This window comes from Polynucleobacter sp. MG-5-Ahmo-C2 (assembly GCF_018687735.1).
Classification (GTDB): domain Bacteria; phylum Pseudomonadota; class Gammaproteobacteria; order Burkholderiales; family Burkholderiaceae; genus Polynucleobacter.
The window spans coordinates 1423132-1441077 of the sequence record NZ_CP061304.1; the positions used below are offsets into that span (position 1 = coordinate 1423132).

Annotated in this window: 15 protein-coding genes; 4 read left to right on the forward strand and 11 right to left on the reverse strand. The window is 47.1% G+C overall.

The window, feature by feature from the left end; all coding sequences use genetic code 11:
- Positions 1-247: 247 nt before the first annotated feature.
- The 4 genes from rpoD to rpsU form a co-directional block, all read right to left on the reverse strand.
- The gene (gene rpoD / locus C2740_RS07375; protein WP_215292787.1) at positions 248-2719 is read right to left on the reverse strand and encodes an RNA polymerase sigma factor RpoD; all 2472 of its coding nucleotides are present in this window, start codon (positions 2717-2719) and stop codon (positions 248-250) included.
- 223 nt (positions 2720-2942) lie between these two features.
- The gene (dnaG, locus tag C2740_RS07380; protein WP_215292789.1) at positions 2943-4889 is read right to left on the reverse strand and encodes a DNA primase; all 1947 of its coding nucleotides are present in this window, start codon (positions 4887-4889) and stop codon (positions 2943-2945) included.
- 51 nt (positions 4890-4940) lie between these two features.
- Complete coding sequence (locus C2740_RS07385) at positions 4941-5387, reverse strand: GatB/YqeY domain-containing protein (RefSeq protein WP_215292791.1); 447 nt, start codon at positions 5385-5387, stop codon at positions 4941-4943.
- Positions 5388-5496: 109 nt separating this feature from the next.
- Positions 5497-5709: a 30S ribosomal protein S21 gene (rpsU, locus tag C2740_RS07390; RefSeq protein WP_011903537.1), complete on the reverse strand. Its 213-nt coding sequence runs from the start codon at positions 5707-5709 to the stop codon at positions 5497-5499.
- 77 nt (positions 5710-5786) lie between these two features.
- On the opposite strand from rpsU, the gene tsaD reads away from it, so the two are divergent.
- A complete protein-coding gene (tsaD, locus tag C2740_RS07395; RefSeq protein WP_215292793.1) occupies positions 5787-6866 on the forward strand; it encodes a tRNA (adenosine(37)-N6)-threonylcarbamoyltransferase complex transferase subunit TsaD in 1080 nt (359 codons plus the stop codon).
- A 6-nt stretch (positions 6867-6872) separates the two neighbouring features.
- Here the strand turns inward: tsaD and folE2 are convergent, their stop codons facing one another.
- From folE2 to xseB, 4 genes are read right to left on the reverse strand one after another with little or no spacing between them, the layout of a single operon-like run.
- Positions 6873-7700: a GTP cyclohydrolase FolE2 gene (folE2, locus tag C2740_RS07400; protein WP_215292794.1), complete on the reverse strand. Its 828-nt coding sequence runs from the start codon at positions 7698-7700 to the stop codon at positions 6873-6875.
- Between the two features lie 25 nt (positions 7701-7725).
- The gene (gene dxs / locus C2740_RS07405; protein WP_215292796.1) at positions 7726-9627 is read right to left on the reverse strand and encodes a 1-deoxy-D-xylulose-5-phosphate synthase; all 1902 of its coding nucleotides are present in this window, start codon (positions 9625-9627) and stop codon (positions 7726-7728) included.
- A gap of 20 nt (positions 9628-9647) precedes the next feature.
- Positions 9648-10538: a polyprenyl synthetase family protein gene (locus C2740_RS07410; protein ID WP_215292798.1), complete on the reverse strand. Its 891-nt coding sequence runs from the start codon at positions 10536-10538 to the stop codon at positions 9648-9650.
- A complete protein-coding gene (gene xseB, locus C2740_RS07415) occupies positions 10538-10771 on the reverse strand; it encodes an exodeoxyribonuclease VII small subunit (protein ID WP_087909413.1) in 234 nt (77 codons plus the stop codon). The genes C2740_RS07410 and xseB overlap by 1 nt, the downstream gene beginning before the upstream one ends.
- A gap of 161 nt (positions 10772-10932) precedes the next feature.
- On the opposite strand from xseB, the gene C2740_RS07420 reads away from it, so the two are divergent.
- The gene (locus C2740_RS07420; RefSeq protein WP_215292800.1) at positions 10933-12039 is read left to right on the forward strand and encodes an aromatic ring-hydroxylating dioxygenase subunit alpha; all 1107 of its coding nucleotides are present in this window, start codon (positions 10933-10935) and stop codon (positions 12037-12039) included.
- Between the two features lie 46 nt (positions 12040-12085).
- Positions 12086-12919: a sulfurtransferase gene (locus C2740_RS07425; protein ID WP_215292802.1), complete on the forward strand. Its 834-nt coding sequence runs from the start codon at positions 12086-12088 to the stop codon at positions 12917-12919.
- 4 nt (positions 12920-12923) lie between these two features.
- Here the strand turns inward: C2740_RS07425 and C2740_RS07430 are convergent, their stop codons facing one another.
- The 3 genes from C2740_RS07430 to polA are packed head-to-tail and all read right to left on the reverse strand — an operon-like array spanning position 12924 to position 17443.
- Entirely contained in the window at positions 12924-13697 is a 774-nt protein-coding gene (locus C2740_RS07430) for a ZIP family metal transporter (protein ID WP_215292804.1), read from the reverse strand.
- Between the two features lie 5 nt (positions 13698-13702).
- A complete protein-coding gene (locus tag C2740_RS07435; protein WP_215292806.1) occupies positions 13703-14587 on the reverse strand; it encodes a dienelactone hydrolase family protein in 885 nt (294 codons plus the stop codon).
- A 21-nt stretch (positions 14588-14608) separates the two neighbouring features.
- A complete protein-coding gene (gene polA / locus C2740_RS07440) occupies positions 14609-17443 on the reverse strand; it encodes a DNA polymerase I (protein WP_215292807.1) in 2835 nt (944 codons plus the stop codon).
- An 86-nt stretch (positions 17444-17529) separates the two neighbouring features.
- Between polA and C2740_RS07445 the strand changes: the two genes are divergently transcribed.
- Positions 17530-17940 (forward strand): hypothetical protein, encoded by a 411-nt coding sequence (locus tag C2740_RS07445; RefSeq protein ID WP_215292809.1) that lies wholly within the window; start codon positions 17530-17532, stop codon positions 17938-17940.
- Positions 17941-17946 lie beyond the last annotated feature (6 nt).

Below are 17946 nucleotides of genomic sequence, written 5' to 3' on the forward strand. Positions count from 1 at the left end.
TTCCTTGTGTCGTTGGTTATGTTTATTGATTATTTTTATTAAATCGAATTAACAGATTGATTATATATATTGGTATGGTTTTTGCTTGATGGATGTTTGCTACCCCCCCCCTAAAGCCCTGTTGGCTGGGGTTTAAGCGTTGTGAGATTACAACAGGGCTAGATTTTCTGGGCTATAAAAAAAGACATTCGCCCCAAGGAGAATGTCTTTTTTAGACTGCAATCCCCCGTTAATCGAGGGCGACTTTTCAATCCTCTTCGAGGAAAGTCTTGAGTTTGTCGCTGCGGCTAGGATGACGCATTTTTCTCAAGGCCTTAGCTTCGATCTGACGAATGCGCTCACGGGTAACATCAAACTGCTTGCCAACTTCTTCGAGAGTATGGTCTGTGCTCATTTCAACACCAAAGCGCATGCGCAATACTTTTGCTTCACGTGGTGTTAACGAATCCAGAACGTCTTTGACAACATCGCGCATGGATTCGTGAAGGGCCGCTTCAGCTGGAGCCAAGGTATTGCCATCTTCAATGAAATCACCCAAATGGGAATCTTCATCGTCGCCGATTGGCGTTTCCATAGAGATAGGCTCTTTAGCAATCTTCATAATCTTACGAATCTTGTCTTCCGGAATCTCCATCTTCAGTGCCAAAGTTGCAGCATCTGGCTCATGACCAGTTTCTTGCAAGATCTGACGGCTGATACGGTTCATCTTATTGATCGTCTCAATCATATGAACTGGAATACGGATCGTACGTGCTTGGTCGGCAATAGATCGGGTAATCGCCTGACGAATCCACCAGGTTGCATAGGTGGAGAACTTATAACCACGACGGTATTCAAACTTATCTACCGCCTTCATCAAACCAATATTGCCTTCTTGAATCAAATCCAAGAACTGCAAACCACGGTTAGTGTATTTCTTGGCAATAGAGATTACCAAACGTAAGTTGGCTACAGTCATCTCACGCTTTGCTTCACGGGCACGCTTCTCACCCGCAATCATCTGCTTGTTTACCTCTTTCAACTCTGGAAGTGGAATAACGACATTCTTCTGAATATCGATTAACTTCTGTTGAAGTTCCTGAATCGCAGGCACGTTACGCTGCAAGAGTGCGCTATACGGCTTGTTTTCTTTGAGTAACTTGTCAGTCCAAGTCAGGTTCATAGACATCTTAGGAAACTCTTTTAATACTTCTCCACGATTGACGCCAACTTTATCCACTAACAAGTTCACGATGCCACGCTCAAGCTTCCATACTTGGTCTACTTGCGAGCGCATGGTGTCACACAACTTCTCAACACTTTTCGCAGTTAAACGGAAGCCTAAGAGTTCACCACGAATCAGATCTTGCGCCTTAATGTAGGCTGGACAGTTATATCCCTCTTTATCAAAGGCACGGCGCATCTTGTCGGCTTGTGTGCGAACAATCGCGAATTTCTCGAGGGAGATTTGTTTTAATTCCTCAAGCTGTTTGGCGTTAGCTGTTGCGGCACCGCCGCCACCGCCGCCTTCATCATCGCCCTCATCTTCACCTTCTTCGGCATCTGGATCAATCTCTGGCTCTTCAGGCCCCAACTTAATATCTTCTGCATTTGGATCAACTAAACCATCAACAAACTGATCAATCTCCATCTCACCGCTAGCAATCTTGTCAACGTTGCTCAAGATTTCACTAATAGTGACTGGGCAAGCAGCTAAGGCCATCACCATGTCTTTAAGACCAGCCTCAATCTTCTTGGCAATAACAATCTCGCCTTCACGAGTCAGCAAATCTACTGTACCCATCTCACGCATGTACATACGCACTGGGTCAGTTGTACGTCCAAATTCTGAATCCACTGTAGAAAGGGCTGCCTCAGCCTCTTCTTCAGCCTCTTCTTCAGAGGCCGCAGCTGCCGTGTTGTCGGAGAGGATTAATGTCTCTGCGTCTGGAGCCTGCTCGTAAACAGTGATACCAATGTCGTTTAACAAGCTGATCAAAGTCTCTAATGCATCAGCATCAGACAACTCATCAGACATCACATCATTCATCTCGCCATGGGTTAGGTAACCCTTGGACATACCCATCTTAATCAAGGTCTTCAAGCGAGCACGACGTAACTCTTGTTGCTCTTCAGTGCCCAACTGCTGTGCCGCAAATTCTTTTAAAAGTGCTTTTTCTTTTGCCTTACGCTCACGTGCTTTTTGACGATCCGTTAGAACTGGTTCAGCGCCATCAGTAGGAGCCTCAGGCTTCGCTTTACGACCGCGCTTTTTTTCTTCTTCGACTACAGGAGCAACAAGCTCAACTGGCTTAGCTTTTTTACCTTTAATCTCTTCAACTTTTGGTGCTACTGGTGCTTTGCCTTTTTTTGCTGGCTCTGCCTTAGCAGCCTTCGCAGGCGCTACCTTTGGGGCAGCTTTTACTGGCTTGACTGGAACTTTTTTGGCGACTGGCTTAGCGACCACTTTCTTAGCTACTGGTTTGGCTGGGGCTTTTGCCTTCACTGCTGGCTTGGCAGCAGCTTTCACTGGTTTAGCTGGAGCTTTCTTGGCTGCTGGCTTAGCGACCACTTTCTTAGCCGCTGGTTTGGTAGCAGCTTTCTTGGCTGCTGGCTTAGCGACCACTTTCTTAGCCGCTGGTTTGGTAGCAGCTTTTGCTTTAGGTGCTGGTTTAGCTGGAGCCTTAGGCTTAGCCACTACTTTTTTAGCTACTGGTTTTTTGGTCTTGGTATTAGGCATTTATTAGCACTTACTCACATTACTGTTATTGATATCGACTGATGAAATACAGCCCCGTAGTCTACTTACCCAAAATTTCATCAAAATAAAGCGCAAGTAGCTGAATTAATTCATTTTTTTCTTGGGAACAGAGGATTATAGTCGATTGCGACTTTTCTAAGCCCTGAATAGCTAAAAATATAGGGTAATTTCAGGCAATTTCTTGGGGTACTTGCGTAAATTCCTAGGAGAATTTCAGTTTCTCGCCCAATTCACGATATCTAGCCCGATCTTGGTCATTGGCAGTGCTTGCGGCGATCTTTTGGGCAATTTCAGTCATCTCTAGTTTCAGATGGTTTAGCTCCAGCTTTTTAAAGGCTCCTTCCATGTCTGCCGTTGCGCCATCAAGATCTAGATCAGAGCCCATCACTCGATTTCTGAGGACCTCATATAGAGGCGCAAGCTCACTGCGCGACAGTTGATCTTGAAACATTGCAAAAGCGCCAGCACCTACTGTTGCGGACTTACCGCCCTCACCTGGAATCCATTCAACTAAATCGCATTGAGAGAGAAGGTCTTGCATCAAGCAGTGGGCTTTTGCCGATCGTTGTTCAGCGGCTTTAAGAGCAAGTGCACGCTGATTACTATCCAACGCCTTACCCAAATGCGGGAACTGAATCAGTACACGCAGCATTTGCTCCGCTAAATCAGTTGGCGCCTTAGGCGGTTCAATATTTTGTGTAGCAACGCGTTTTGCAGAGCCTTTGAATGCTTGCCAAGGTGCGCCCTGCCTATTGCCATTGGCAAAGGTATTTTGATTACTTTGCGATCTCGCTTGAGTCGCCTGATAGGCAGGCTGTTGAACAGGGGCTGGCGCCACAGTTAAACCACAAAACGCCTCAAGTTCTGCCGGCGTAGTGTTGGTGCGAATCGCCAGCTCACGCAAAATCTGAGTCCGCAAAGCGATTGGTGGCATCGAGAGTAGGAGCGGCTTAGCGGCATGGTGGGTATGCGCCCTACCCTCCGGGGTTGTCAGCTCATGCTCCTCGCTCACAATCTTGAAGAAGAAGCTTGAGATCGACATGGCCTCCTTGATCACTTTTTCAAAAGCAGGCGCACCATAGGCACGAACATAACTGTCTGGATCATGCTCGGTTGGCAAGAATAAAAAACGAATTTCTTTATCGTCAGACATGAGCGGCAAGCATGCTTCAAGCGCACGTTGGGCGGCACGTTGACCAGCAGAGTCGCCATCAAATGAGAAAACCACCTTATCAGTTTGCCGAAGTAGCATGCGCACATGGTTTGCAGTACACGCAGTCCCTAAGGTTGCTACTGCGTTGGGAAAGCCCAATTGCGCAAGTGCAACCACATCCATATAGCCTTCACACACTAAGACATATTCTTGTGCACGAATGGCTTGTCTTGCTTCAAATAATCCGTAGAGCGTGTTGCCTTTTGAAAAGAGTGGAGTCTCTGGAGAATTTAAATACTTAGGCTCACCTTGATCCAGAATGCGGCCACCAAAGCCAATGGTTTGTCCTTTGGGATTGCGAATGGGGAACATGACACGATCCCGAAAGCGATCGTAGCGTTTTAGTACAGCGCCTTCAGCCTGCTCACCCTGAATAAGCAAGCCACCCTCTACCAAGGTCTTTGCTATTTCGTCATTGGTATACGGACCAAATACCGCCTCAAGACCTTGCCAACCATCGGGCGCATAACCAAGCGCATAACGTTTGGCGATTTCACCGGTCAGGCCACGCCCTTTTAAATACTCTACAGCTCGCGTGTTCCCTTTAAGCTGCTGGCGATACCAATCCGCCGCCGAACTCATCACTTCACTTAAAGCCATCGCTTGCTGCTGTCTTGCAACATCATTAGCGGTACGCTCTTCACGAGGCACATCCAGGCCTGCAGAGCGCGCAAGATCCTCAATCGCATCGACATAACCAAGTCCTGAATACTCCATCAAAAAACTAATGGCAGATCCATGGGCTCCACAACCAAAGCAGTGATAGAACTGCTTTGTAGGTGAAACTGAAAATGAAGGTGACTTCTCTGAATGAAAGGGGCACAAACCTTGGTAGTTTGCGCCAGCCTTTTTTAGCTTTACGTGCTGCCCAACCACATCAACGATGTCAACCCGATTTAAAAGATCGGCTATGAAGGATTGTGGAATAAGCGCCATCAGGCTAGCAGTATGAAACTGTTTGATTGAGTTAGCTAGTCGCTGAGTTACTTACTTGGCGAGTGCGGCTTTTACCAAGCCAGATACCTTGCCCATATCAGCCTTACCAGCCAATTGAGTCTTGAGAACGCCAATCACCTTACCCATGTCTTGTGGACCAGCAGCCCCCGTAGAGGCAACTGCTGCTGCAACTGCCGCCTCAACCTCAGTATCCGACAGTTGCGCAGGCAAGTAGGTTTGTAAGATTGTCATTTCAGCAGCTTCTATTGCTACTAAATCATCGCGACTGGCTTTTTCAAACTGAGAAATCGAGTCTTTACGTTGCTTAATCATTTTTTCAATAGTCGCAATCACCGCAACATCATCCAAAACAATACGGTCATCAACCTCGCGCTGCTTAATAGCGGCTAGTAGCAAACGAATGGTGCCAAGACGTGCAGTCTCTTTTGCACGCATTGCATTTTTCATATCTTCAGTGATTTGATCTTTCAGACTCATAGCATTTTCCTGATCTTGAATGTATGTAACGATTAAAAAGCAAAAACCCGCTGCGTTTCACCGTCAGCGGGTTTCAAAGCCTCTCGGTGAGGAGAGCTTTTAGATTCTATTAGTAAAGCTTTTTAGGCAACATTTGGCTACGAATACGCTTGTAATGGCGTTTTGCAGCAGCAGCCTTTTTACGCTTACGTTCAGCCGTTGGCTTCTCGTAAAACTCGCGGGCACGCAAGTCTGTCAAAAGACCATTTTTTTCAATGGTGCGCTTGAAACGGCGCAATGCCACTTCAAATGGTTCGTTTTCACGGAGGCGGACTGTAGTCATACTTATTTAACTCGTATATGCTCGATAAATATCGAAAAATTAACTGAATTGCGATTCTAGCACGACCAAGCCAAAAAATGATTGTTTTAGGGATAGAAACTTCTTGCGACGAGACCGGGGTGGCTTTATACAACACCACCCCCTGGGAAGAGGGCAAACCAGCATTCCAGGGCATCCTGGGGCAGGGTCTGCACTCTCAGGTCGCCATGCACCGAGATTACGGGGGCGTAGTCCCAGAATTGGCCTCACGCGATCATATCCGGCGTGTTTTACCTCTTTTAGACCAATCTTTAGCTCAATCTGGTCTCAAATTAAGCGATATTGATGCGGTGGCCTTCACTCAAGGCCCCGGTCTAGCTGGCGCCCTTCTAGTAGGCGGCGCCTTTGCAAAATCCCTCGCTCAAGGGCTCAAATTGCCCTCCATCGGGGTTCACCACCTAGAAGGTCATCTGCTCTCGCCACTCTTAGGTCAGACCACGCCTCAATTTCCTTTTATTGCTCTGCTAGTTTCCGGGGGCCACACCCAACTCATGAAAGTTTCCGGCATTGGGCAATATGAACTTTTAGGTGAAACCTTAGATGATGCTGCTGGCGAAGCGTTTGATAAGACCGCCAAATTATTGGGCCTTGATTACCCTGGTGGTGCAGCACTGTCTAAATTGGCTGATACCGGCAGAGTTGGAATATTTGATCTACCCAAACCCATGTTGCACTCTGGCGATTTGGATTTTTCATTCTCAGGACTGAAGACAGCCGTTCTCAATCAAGTCAAAAAGTTTGAAGAGAAGCAGATTGCAGATCCTTCCGAGGTAGCGCAATTTCATGCGGATCTCGCACGCAGCTTTGTGGACTCGATTGTTGCAGTGCTGGTAAGCAAGTCAGAGAAGGCCCTCAAACTCACTGGCTGTAAGCATTTAGTACTCGCTGGTGGTGTGGGTGCTAATTTGCAATTGCGAAGTGCTCTGAATGACAAAGCAAGGAAGTTTGGATTTGAAGTGCACTATCCACCGCTAGAACTTTGTACTGATAACGGTGTAATGATTGCTTTTGCTGGAGCACTGCGTTTGCTTGCTGAAAATAATGGCTCCACAAGCTCTGGAGCCTTTGATATCAAACCCCGCTGGGATTTGCAAAGTAATAATCTTCAGCGCGTTTAACGCGGCTTATTTTACGAAACTAATTCTGGCAAATGCACTGTGGTTGTGAATAGATTCAAAGTTCTCAGCTTCAACCATAAAAGACCGGATACGCTCATCAGCCTTGAGGTTGCCAGCCACATCACGAACCAAATCTTCTACGAATTTAGGGTTGCTATAAGAATGCTCGGTGACCCACTTCTCGTCAGGACGTTTGAGTAAACCCCACAGCTCGCTAGAAGCCTCGCTCTCTGCAGCGGTGATCAAGTCCTCCACTGTCATCTTCGTTTGCGCATCTAGCACCACGTCCATGGTGACATGGGAACGTTGATTGTGCGCACCAAATTCGGAAATCTCTTTGGAGCAAGGACACAAACTCATGACTGGGACTTGTGCGCGCAATCCGAGTTCAATATCTAATTTTCCAGCGTCATTCTGTTTGGCGGTTGCTATCCAAGTCACCTCGTAATCCATCAAGCTTTCAACACCAGACACTGGCGCTGCTTTTTTAACGAAGTGAGTGTACGTAAACTGAATGTGGCCTTCTTTAGCATCAAGCAAAGGCAGCATATCACTGATCATTTCAACGACTGTCGTGCTGTCAACAGCCATATTTTGTTTTTGCAAGAGTGCCATGAAACGCGACATATGCGTTCCCTTCACATGCGCAGGTAATGCCACATCCATTTCAAAAGTGCCTACTGAAGGAAAATTACCACCCTTACTGCGAATGGTTAATGGATGGCGCACGCCACGAATGCCGACCTGCTCAATGGACAAGGCGCGCTCATCCAAAGTGGCTTGCACGTCAGGCATTGCACTGGCTTTCAAAAAGGCGGGATTCATGTCATTCATGGCTCTATTTTCAAGGAAAACGGGCTTATTTGCCTGCGACCACGGAATTTATCGCTAATACAGCCGGAAAACGGCGCTTAATTGAATTGGCAATACCTTCTACATCCAGGCCACACTTACTCATCAGCAGGCTGTAGTCCCCATGCTCAATAAATTGATCGGGAAGACCTAATTGCAAGAGGGGTTTATGAATTCCGAGAATGGAAAGCGCTTCCAAGCAAGCGCTGCCTGCGCCGCCGGCAATAGCGCCATCCTCAAGCGTTACAAAATAATCATGATCGGCCACTAAAGATTTGATCAAATCAATATCCAGCGGTTTTACAAAACGCATATTCGCTACCGTCGCATCAATACTCTCGGCCACTTCTAGTGCTGGGTAAAGCAAAGTGCCAAACGCCAGAATGGCTACGCGATGTCCAGCAGGCGCATTGGATTGACGACGAATCTCACCTTTACCAAATGGCAATGTGCGTAGCTCTTTGGATGGAATAGTGCCAACACCTGCGCCTCTTGGATAGCGCACTGCACTTGGATGAGGCTGATGGAATGCTGTAGTCAACAGATCACGACACTCTGCTTCGTCTGCTGGTGTCATCACCAACATATTTGGGATACAGCGTAAGAATGGAATGTCATACGCACCCGCATGGGTTGCGCCATCAGCACCAACCAAACCGGCGCGATCTAGCGCGAACAAGACTGGCAAATCTTGCAAAGCCACATCATGAATTAATTGATCGTAGGCGCGTTGTAAGAAGGTGGAATAGATGGCCACTACAGGCTTCATACCCTCGCATGCCATACCGGCCGCAAAAGTCACTGCATGTTGCTCAGCAATGCCTACGTCGTAGTAACGCTTCGGAAAGTTTTTCTCAAATTCAACCAACCCCGAACCTTCGCGCATGGCTGGCGTAATGCCCACCAATAGCGGATCTGCATGCGCCATATCGCACAGCCACTCACCAAACACTTGGGTGAAGGTTTTCTTGGTAGCAGTCGATTTTTTTACCCCCTCTTCAGGGTTGAATTTGCTGGGTCCGTGATACAACACGGGATCAGCTTCAGCCAACTCATAGCCCTGGCCTTTTTTGGTTACTACATGCAAGAACTGTGGACCTCGACCTTCTAAAGCCAGGCGGCGTACGTTCTGCAACATTGGTATTAGGGCATCTAAATCATGACCATCAATTGGACCAAAGTAGTTAAAGCCAAATTCTTGAAAGATGGTTGAAGGTGACACCATACCTTTAGCATGATCTTCAAGACGTTTTGCAAACTCACGCAGCGGGGGTGCAATTGATAAAACGCTATCGATCCCTTTTTTGGTTGCAGAATAAATATTACCGCTCAGCAATCGTGCAAGGTGGCGATTAAGCGCACCCACTGCAGGAGAGATCGACATATCGTTGTCATTCAGAATGACTACTAACGGAAGATCGTCATATACACCTGCATTATTCATAGCCTCAAATGCCATACCGCCCGTCATCGCACTATCACCGATCACCGCCACAGCCACATGACGCTCACCCTTGGTTTGAAAGGCGCGAGCCATACCCATTGCCGCAGAGATGCTGGTTGATGAATGGCCTGTACCAAAAGCATCAAACTCGCTTTCAGCACGATGTGGAAATCCTGACAATCCTTTGAACTGACGAAGAGTATTCATGCGCTCACGACGACCAGTCAATATTTTGTGTGGGTAGCTTTGGTGCCCCACATCCCAAACGATACGATCGTCGGGAGTGTCAAAAACATAATGCAGCGCAATTGATAACTCTACTGTTCCCAAATTAGAGGAAAGGTGTCCGCCAGTTTTGGATACTGAATCCAATACAAATTGACGCAACTCATCGGCAAGCGCAGGCAATTCTTCGCGAGTCAGTTTTTTTAAATCGTCTGGGGAATTGATGGAGTCTAAAGTCATTAAATCTATTTAATCTGTGTTTATTTAGCTCTATTAACTACCAAGAGTGCTAAATCTTTTAAGGCATCTGCCTTACTACCAAAATCATCCAGGCTAGCAATTGCTATTTCTTGTAACTCTTTAGCCTGCTTCTGAGCATAGTCTAAACCCATCAAGGTCACATAGGTAGGCTTATTCGCTGCAGCATCCTTACCTGCTGTTTTTCCGAGGGTTTGACTATCGGCCGTTGCATCTAGTACATCATCAACAATCTGAAATGCCAAACCAAGGGCTGTTGAATATTGCTGTAGCTGCGCCATTTGAGCAGCATTGAGATGTGCTGCAATACCGCCCAACTCAAGCGCACAAGAAAGTAAAGCGCCGGTTTTCATAGCGTGCATTTGCTTTAAGCCGGCAAGGTCCAGCTTTTTGCCAACATTCTCTAAATCAATTGCTTGGCCACCTGCCATGCCACGCGAACCAGAAGCAGCAGCTAAAGCATTAATCATCCGTAAACACACATCCGCATCACACTGCGTATTAGCAAGAATTTCGAAGGCGCGGGTTTGTAGGGCATCGCCAACGAGTAGCGCAGTGGCTTCATCAAACGCTTTATGAACTGTTGGGCGACCGCGACGTAAGTCATCGTCATCCATGCATGGCAAATCATCATGAACCAATGAATACGCATGGATACATTCAATCGCAACGGCTGCTGCATCTAATACCTGTGCCTCAGCATCTCCAAGAGAACCTGCTGCATAAACGAGCAAGGGACGAACACGCTTACCACCACCTTGCGCTGCATAGCGCATTGCTTCGTGCAAACGATTTGGAGTGGTATTGGCAGAATCGAGCAAGCGATCTAGTGCTGCCTCTACTCGCTTAGAGTGATGATGAAGCCACTCCTGAAATTGAAAAACGGCAGTCATTAAGCCTCGAACACTCGCACTTGTTGTTCAACTTGAGCAAGTACCCCCTGACAATGCTTTAGCAAAGCGGCACCACGTTGATAAGCCAAAAGAGTCTCCTCCAAGGAGAATTTTCCTGACTCCATGTCAGAAATCAGCTTTTCAAGCTCCTTTACAGCTTGCTCATAGCGTAGATCTGGGTCGATCTGGACCTCAAGGCCTGGTTTTTGAGTCTCTGACTTTTTGGCTGGCATAAGCTGTTTTCTTCCTATTTCCTGTTCGGATAGCCCTACATATTAATGCGAGAACCCCTTCAGATGGGTATAATCCACCCCTTCCTTTCCAATATCGATCCGTCGATGGTTGGATTGGTTATTCCGCTTAGCTTCGGCTGACGTTTTCGGGGGTGGGGAGAATGACTAATCTGGCTACCGCGCAGAAGCTTGCGCCGTCCAATCTACAACTGCCGGTTTCGGCATATTTTGACGCTGACTTGTATCAGCGGGAAATTGAACTGCTTTTCAAGCAGGGGCCCGGCTATGTCGGCCACGAACTCATGGTGCCTGAAACAGGTTCCTATCAAACATTAAGCGCGGAAAAAGAAGGTCGCATCCTGGTTCGCAATGAATCCGGTGTCGAACTCCTCTCCAATGTCTGCCGTCATCGCCAAGCACTCATGCTCAATGGCAAAGGTAAAGCTGACAACATTGTTTGCCCACTGCATCGCTGGACTTATGACTTGGGCGGCAACTTATTGGGCGCTCCTCACTTTGAAGACAAGCCATGTTTAAACCTGGGTAAATCTCCTTTGCAAAACTGGCAAGGACTTCTATTTGAGGGTCCACGAGATGTACGTACTGATTTAGCTAAGCTCGGCGTTGCTGACGATCTCCAGTTTGATGGCTACATGCTTGACCATGTTGAAGTGCACGATTGCAACTACAACTGGAAAACATTCATTGAGGTCTATCTCGAGGATTACCATGTTGTACCGTTTCATCCTGGTCTAGGTAAGTTTGTTTCTTGCGAAGACTTACATTGGGAATTTGGTGACTGGCATAGCGTACAAACTGTTGGCATTCACAAGGATTTACAAACCCCAGGTTCACCGGCATATCGGAACTGGCATGATGCAGTGTTACGCCAATACGAAGGTAAAACCCCGCGGCACGGCGCGATCTGGCTGACCTACTACCCAAATGTGATGGTGGAGTGGTACCCAGGTGTTCTCTGCGTTTCTACACTTCATCCAATGGGCCCAAACAAAACTCGCAATATCGTAGAGTTTTATTACCCAGAAGAAATCGCTCTATTCGAACGCGAATTTGTAGAAGCTGAACGTGCGGCCTATATGGAAACTTGCATTGAGGATGATGAGATAGGTGAGCGTATGGACCAAGGTCGTGCAGCCCTTTTTGCACGCGGCATCAATGAAGTTGGCCCTTATCAAAGCCCTATGGAAGACGGCATGCAACATTTTCATGAGTGGTACCGTCGCGTGATGAACTTTCAAGGCGCATAATTCAGAAACGCTCTTAAATCATTCTGCCCTCAATCTAGGAAGCCACATGACTCCTCTAATTACCGCAAACCAGTTAGAAGAAATCCTCAATAGTGGTGAGAATGTTTTACTCTGTGATTGCCGTTTCGATTTAGCCAATCCAGAAGCTGGAAGAAAAGCATACGAAGAGAGCCATATTCCTGGCGCTATTTATGTTGATCTTGATCAGGACATGTCCGGTAGCAAAAATGGAAGCAATGGTCGACACCCACTTCCCCCACCTGAAGACTGGGCAAAAACTAAAGCACGTTTAGGGATTGGCCAAAATACTTTAGTGGTTGCCTATGACAAGCAAGGCTCGGTCTATGCTAGCCGCCTTTGGTGGATGCTCAAAGCCACCGGACACGCTAATGTACGAGTGTTGAATGGCGGCCTAGATGCTTGGAATGGCCCCATGGGCACAATGCCTCGTAAACCAACCCCAGCTTCTCAAACAATTGAGCCGATGCCCTATGTTGGTCTAGCCTTAGTGGATGAGGTGCTCGCCAATCTTGAGTCTAAGAAAAATCTAGTGCTCGATGCCAGAGCAAGTGATCGCTTTCAGGGCCAGAATGAAACCCTAGACCCAGTTGGTGGCCATATACCGGGAGCCAGTAATCGATTCTTTAAAAACAACTTATCTGCAAGCGCATTTAAGGTACCAGAACAATTATTTAAAGATTTTGTAGAGCTGCTGGGAGCCAAAAAACCATCTGAAGTAATTCATCAATGTGGTTCCGGCGTTACAGCCTGTCACAATCTTTTAGCGATGGAAGTGGCTGGATTAAAAGGCTCCCGTCTTTATGCGGGCAGTTGGAGCGAGTGGTGTGCCGATCCCAAGAGGCCCGTTGCTACCGACTAATCTATCAATGCAGCATCGATAACAAGATCACAAATCCTACACCGCACCCAATTAAAACCGTTTGACGCAATGACTCGACCCAATGAGGGCGGCGGTGCATTTGCGGAATTAAATCACTTACAGCAATGTAAATAAAGCTACTGGACGCAATGACGAGTAAATACGGCATTGCTGTATGCGCCTTCTCCAGGAAGAAATAAGCCAGGACGCCACCTACCACCGCTGATAGGCCGCAAATAAAGTTGTACAACAACGCGCGAGCCCTCGTAAATCCGGCATTCAGCAGCACAATAAAGTCGCCAATCTCTTGCGGAATCTCATGAGCAATGATTGCAATCGCAGTGAAGATGCCAACCTGGTAGTCAGCCATAAATGCAGCGGCAATCAAGATGCCATCCACAAAATTATGAATACCATCGCCAACCAAAATCATCCAACCGCTTCGGCCAGCATTCTCGGCATCGTGCCCATGATGATGCTGATGACCATCGCCCTCGTGATGATGGTCATGACGCAAGAGAGCAATTTTCTCAAGCAAGAAGAAGCCCAATAACCCAGCAAGTAGGGTGGCAAACAAAAGCTGTGGGCTTGCTCCTTCCGTGCTAAATGCCTCCGGCAAGGAATGTAGCAAGGCGGTTGCCAGCAAAATACCAACCGACAAGCTCACCATGTTATTAACCATCTTTGAAAGCATGGCTAAGGAACAGCTGGCGGCTACCAAGACACTAACAGTACCTGCAAGCGCGGTAACCAAAAGAATGGTCTGTAAAACAGTCATAGTGACTAAGCTACTCCCATTTTCTTAAACCAAGCAATGCACTTCTCCCAGCCATCTTTGGCGGGACCTTCACGATAACTGGCACGATAGTCAGCATGGAATGCGTGGGGGGTATCGGGATAGATCTCAAATTGACAAGCTTTAGCAGCGGGATTTTTTGCAGACGCTTGAGCCAAGGCCGCCTTCATTTGATCAACACTTTCTAAAGAAATACCAGTATCTGCAGCGCCATACAAACCGAGCACTGGCGCCTTCAAGTCAGCAGCGATATCCACTGGATGGCGAGGATTGCCTTCAGTCTTTTCACCGATTAAGCGGCCATACCACGCAACACCCGCACGCACTTGTGGCAATGTTGCAGACAACCACGTGATACGACCACCCCAACAAAAGCCAGTAACACCAACTCTTTTAAGATCGCCACCATTTTTACCTGCCCAAACCAATGCAGCCTGTAAATCATTTAATACTTGGGTATCCGAGGTCTTAGAAATAATATTGGTGAAAATCTCGGCGATAGTGCCATAGGTATTGGGATCGCCAGCGCGAGCGAAGAACTCTGGAGCAATAGCAAGATATCCCAATTTTGCAAAACGTCTAGTGACATCAGCAATGTATTCATGAACACCAAAGATTTCACTCACCACAATAATAATGGGCAACGGTCCTTTGGCTTTTTCAGGCCGCGATATATAAGCAGGCAGCTGAAAGCTACCCACTGGAATCATTTGCTCGCCTGCTTTCAGACCATTGAAATCTGTCTCAATAGCAGCAGCCATGACTGGCTCAGATGCTGCCACAAAACCAACACCGATAGTCGTTACAGCTGTAGCGCCTATTGCCGAAGTCTTGATAAAACCTCTCCTACTATTTTGTATTTTTTCAGTCATTCTTTTTCTCCACCTTTATTTCTAGTGCGCCTCTTCCCAATTATCGCCAATACCAATACTAACCACCAAAGGTACTTTCAACTCAGCAACATTGCACATTAAGCCGGGTAACTGAGCTTGCAATAGTTCGATTTCGTCTAAAGGGACATCCAACACCAATTCATCGTGCACCTGAAGCAGTAATTTAGTTTTCAATTGTTCTTTTTCTAGCCAATTCTCAACCGCAATCATGGCTAACTTAATCAGGTCTGCGGCAGTACCCTGCATCGGAGCATTAATGGCCGCCCGCTCTGCGCCTTGGCGACGTGGGCCATTAGATCCCTTTATCTCCGGTAACCAAAGGCGGCGCCCAAAGACTGTTTCCACATAACCATTTTCTCTGGCTTCCAAGCGAGTGCGCTCCATGTACTGAGCAACGCCAGGGTAACGATCAAAATATTTAGCAATATAGGTTTGTGCTGCAGCGCGCTCAATGCCTAAATTGCCAGCTAAACCGAATGCGCTCATACCGTAAATAAGGCCGAAGTTAATGACCTTAGCATAACGTCGCTGCTCAGAGCTCACCTCATCCAATGGAATACCAAAGATCTCTGCAGCAGTTGCCTGATGAACATCCTTGCCATCCCTAAAGGCAGTCAACAGATTTTCATCTTCAGCGATATGCGCCATGATGCGCAACTCAATTTGAGAATAATCTGCCGACAGTAATTTACAACCATCCGCGGGCACAAAAGCCTCGCGAATACGACGGCCCTCTTCAGTGCGCACAGGAATATTTTGCAAATTTGGATCGCTAGAGGCCAAGCGGCCAGTGACTGCAGTAGCCTGAGAAAAGTTGGTATGCACGCGCCCAGTCTTGGGATCAGCCATGCGCGGTAGCTTCTCAATATAAGTTGACATCAACTTGGCCAAACTACGGTAGTCCAAAATACGCGCTGGCAAGGGGTAATCCTCTGCCAGTTTTTGCAATACCTCTTCATCGGTAGATGGCGCACCCGAGGGTGTCTTCTTGATGATTGGCAATTCCAATTGACCAAACAAGATTTCGGCAATCTGCTTAGGCGATTGAATATTAAAAGGTTGGCCGGCGAGCTGATGGATTTCTCCTTCTAATTCGAGAAGACGCTTACCGACTTGCTGACCTTGCTTGGCTAATAAAGCCGAATCGATCCGAATGCCATTACGCTCCATGATGCCAAGCACCCGCATTGCCGGCATTTCAATCTTTTCATAGACATATAGCAAGCCAGGATTTTCCTGAATCTGTGGCCAGAGCTCTAAATGCAGGCGCAAAGTAATGTCTGCGTCCTCTGCCGCGTAATCTGTAGCAATCTTTAAATCGACCTGATCAAAACCAATTTGATGGACACCTTTGCCGCAGACCTCCTCATAACGAATAGTCTTCATACCAAGGTGACGCTCAGCCAAGCTATCCATATTGTGTGGAAGATGAGACTCTAGTACGTAAGACTCCAGCAAGGTATCAAATGCAATACCGCCTAGAGTAATTCCATAGTTGGCAAAGATATGCGCGTCATACTTTAAATTCTGCCCCACCTTTAGATGCGTTTTACTTTCCAACCAAGGCTTTAATGCTGCAAGCACGGCAGCACGATTAAGTTGCTCTTCACCATTACGATGCGCGACCGGAATGTAACAAGCCTCACCTGGCTTTACCGACAAAGAAATACCAACCAACTCTGCAGCAAGTGCATCAAGACTAGTTGTTTCGGTATCGACAGCAGTCAGCCCAGCCAACTCAATTTTCTGCAGCCACTTCTCTAAGCTCGCTTTATCAACTACGCATTCATAATTTTTACTTATCGAATCTTGCAAATCCCTAGTGTCTTGCGATAAATCTTTTGTTGGGGATCTTGCAATTGCTGGAGATTTTTTAGATAAGGTGGTTTCCTCGGATGTTTGATTAGCAATTGGAGTACCCGCCAAATCAAAGGCAGCTGCAGGCTCAGATCCCTCATTGGATGGGCTTGTGAGCTGTTTTTCAACATCTCGCAGCCAGGTCTTAAAAGCATAACGATCAAAGAGCTCTCTCAGTAAGGCAGCATCTTCCGACTTCGCATGGAGATCATCTAAACCAGGTAAATGCGGGGATAAGTCACAATCGGTTTTAACGGTAATGAGTTGACGCGCTTGCGGTAGCCAATCTAATGAAGCACGTAAATTTTCACCAACTACGCCTTTTACTTGATCGGCATTGGCCATCAAACGATCGAGATCGCCAAATTCTGCTAACCATTTATTTGCCGTCTTAGGTCCAGCTTTAGGCACGCCAGGAACATTATCGACTGTATCGCCAATGATCGATAGATAATCGACTATCCGCTCTGGTGGCACTCCGAACTTTTCTACTACACCTGCGATATCTAACTTTTCGTTAGTCATCGTGTTGATCAAAGTTACCGATGAATTGACCAACTGAGCTAAATCTTTATCGCCAGTAGAGATAATGGTTTCCCAACCAGCTTCTGTGGCCTGACAGGCTAAAGTACCAATCACATCGTCAGCCTCAACTCCAGAAACCATTAATACTGGCCAACCAAGCGCTTTGACAATGGCATGGATAGGCTCAATTTGTTTGACCAAATCCTCAGGCATCGGGGAGCGATGAGCCTTGTACTCGGAGTACATTTCATCGCGGAAGGTCTTACCTTTGGCATCAAAAACACAGGCAATGTGGTCGGCCTTTAGCTCAGACCTCGCCCGGCGCATCATATTGACCATGCCATATATGGCCCCAGTGGGCTCTCCAGCCCCATTTCTGAGGTCTGGCATGGCATGAAAGGCGCGGTAAAGGTAGCTAGAACCGTCTACCAACAAGAGTCTATGTTTAGTCATACCGCAATCGTACAATCTAGTTGTGAATTGCCTACAGGTCTGGTTAAGGAACCGCCCGAGAGTAGGCTTAAAAAGGTGAAAAAATAATGCATGCTCTAACTAACTTATTTGGCCGCGCCCTCGGTAAAAACCTTGCTCTCATGAGCTTTTTGGTGATTTTTGGACTTTTAGGAGTATCGCCGGCACAAGCCCAGAATAACAGCCAAGCGCTGAGTCCCTCTGAGCTCAACCGGATCAATAATCAACCACTAGCACCTACAGTGAGTCCAGCTGGCGTCCTAGAAGGCCCTCAAAGTCGGCAACCAAGCTATCAATATAAGAATGACCGAGGTACGGAAGTTAAAGAATATAAAGATGTGAATGGCCCAACTCAAGTTCAGGTCAAAACAAAGTACACCAGCTACGAAATGTCGCCACCAGACTCAGTGAAGCCTGGCCCTCCATCTGGCGAAGGTGGCTTGCTAAGCGTACCTAGCATTAGCATTCCCATTCAATAAAAATCG

Bases quoted from the DNA above. Each gene is read 5' to 3' on its own strand.
- rpsU (WP_011903537.1), bottom strand. From the start codon at position 5,709: ATGACTACAGTCCGCCTCCGTGAAAACGAACCATTTGAAGTGGCATTG.
- dnaG (WP_215292789.1), bottom strand. From the start codon at position 4,889: ATGGCGCTTATTCCACAATCCTTCATAGCCGATCTTTTAAATCGGGTT.
- C2740_RS07445 (WP_215292809.1), top strand. From the start codon at position 17,530: ATGCATGCTCTAACTAACTTATTTGGCCGCGCCCTCGGTAAAAACCTT.
- C2740_RS07385 (WP_215292791.1), bottom strand. From the start codon at position 5,387: ATGAGTCTGAAAGATCAAATCACTGAAGATATGAAAAATGCAATGCGT.
- C2740_RS07425 (WP_215292802.1), top strand. From the start codon at position 12,086: ATGACTCCTCTAATTACCGCAAACCAGTTAGAAGAAATCCTCAATAGT.
- C2740_RS07420 (WP_215292800.1), top strand. From the start codon at position 10,933: ATGACTAATCTGGCTACCGCGCAGAAGCTTGCGCCGTCCAATCTACAA.
- folE2 (WP_215292794.1), bottom strand. From the start codon at position 7,700: ATGAATGACATGAATCCCGCCTTTTTGAAAGCCAGTGCAATGCCTGAC.
- C2740_RS07435 (WP_215292806.1), bottom strand. From the start codon at position 14,587: ATGACTGAAAAAATACAAAATAGTAGGAGAGGTTTTATCAAGACTTCG.
- C2740_RS07410 (WP_215292798.1), bottom strand. From the start codon at position 10,538: ATGACTGCCGTTTTTCAATTTCAGGAGTGGCTTCATCATCACTCTAAG.
- xseB (WP_087909413.1), bottom strand. From the start codon at position 10,771: ATGCCAGCCAAAAAGTCAGAGACTCAAAAACCAGGCCTTGAGGTCCAG.
- dxs (WP_215292796.1), bottom strand. From the start codon at position 9,627: ATGACTTTAGACTCCATCAATTCCCCAGACGATTTAAAAAAACTGACT.
- polA (WP_215292807.1), bottom strand. From the start codon at position 17,443: ATGACTAAACATAGACTCTTGTTGGTAGACGGTTCTAGCTACCTTTAC.
- tsaD (WP_215292793.1), top strand. From the start codon at position 5,787: ATGATTGTTTTAGGGATAGAAACTTCTTGCGACGAGACCGGGGTGGCT.
- rpoD (WP_215292787.1), bottom strand. From the start codon at position 2,719: ATGCCTAATACCAAGACCAAAAAACCAGTAGCTAAAAAAGTAGTGGCT.
- C2740_RS07430 (WP_215292804.1), bottom strand. From the start codon at position 13,697: ATGACTGTTTTACAGACCATTCTTTTGGTTACCGCGCTTGCAGGTACT.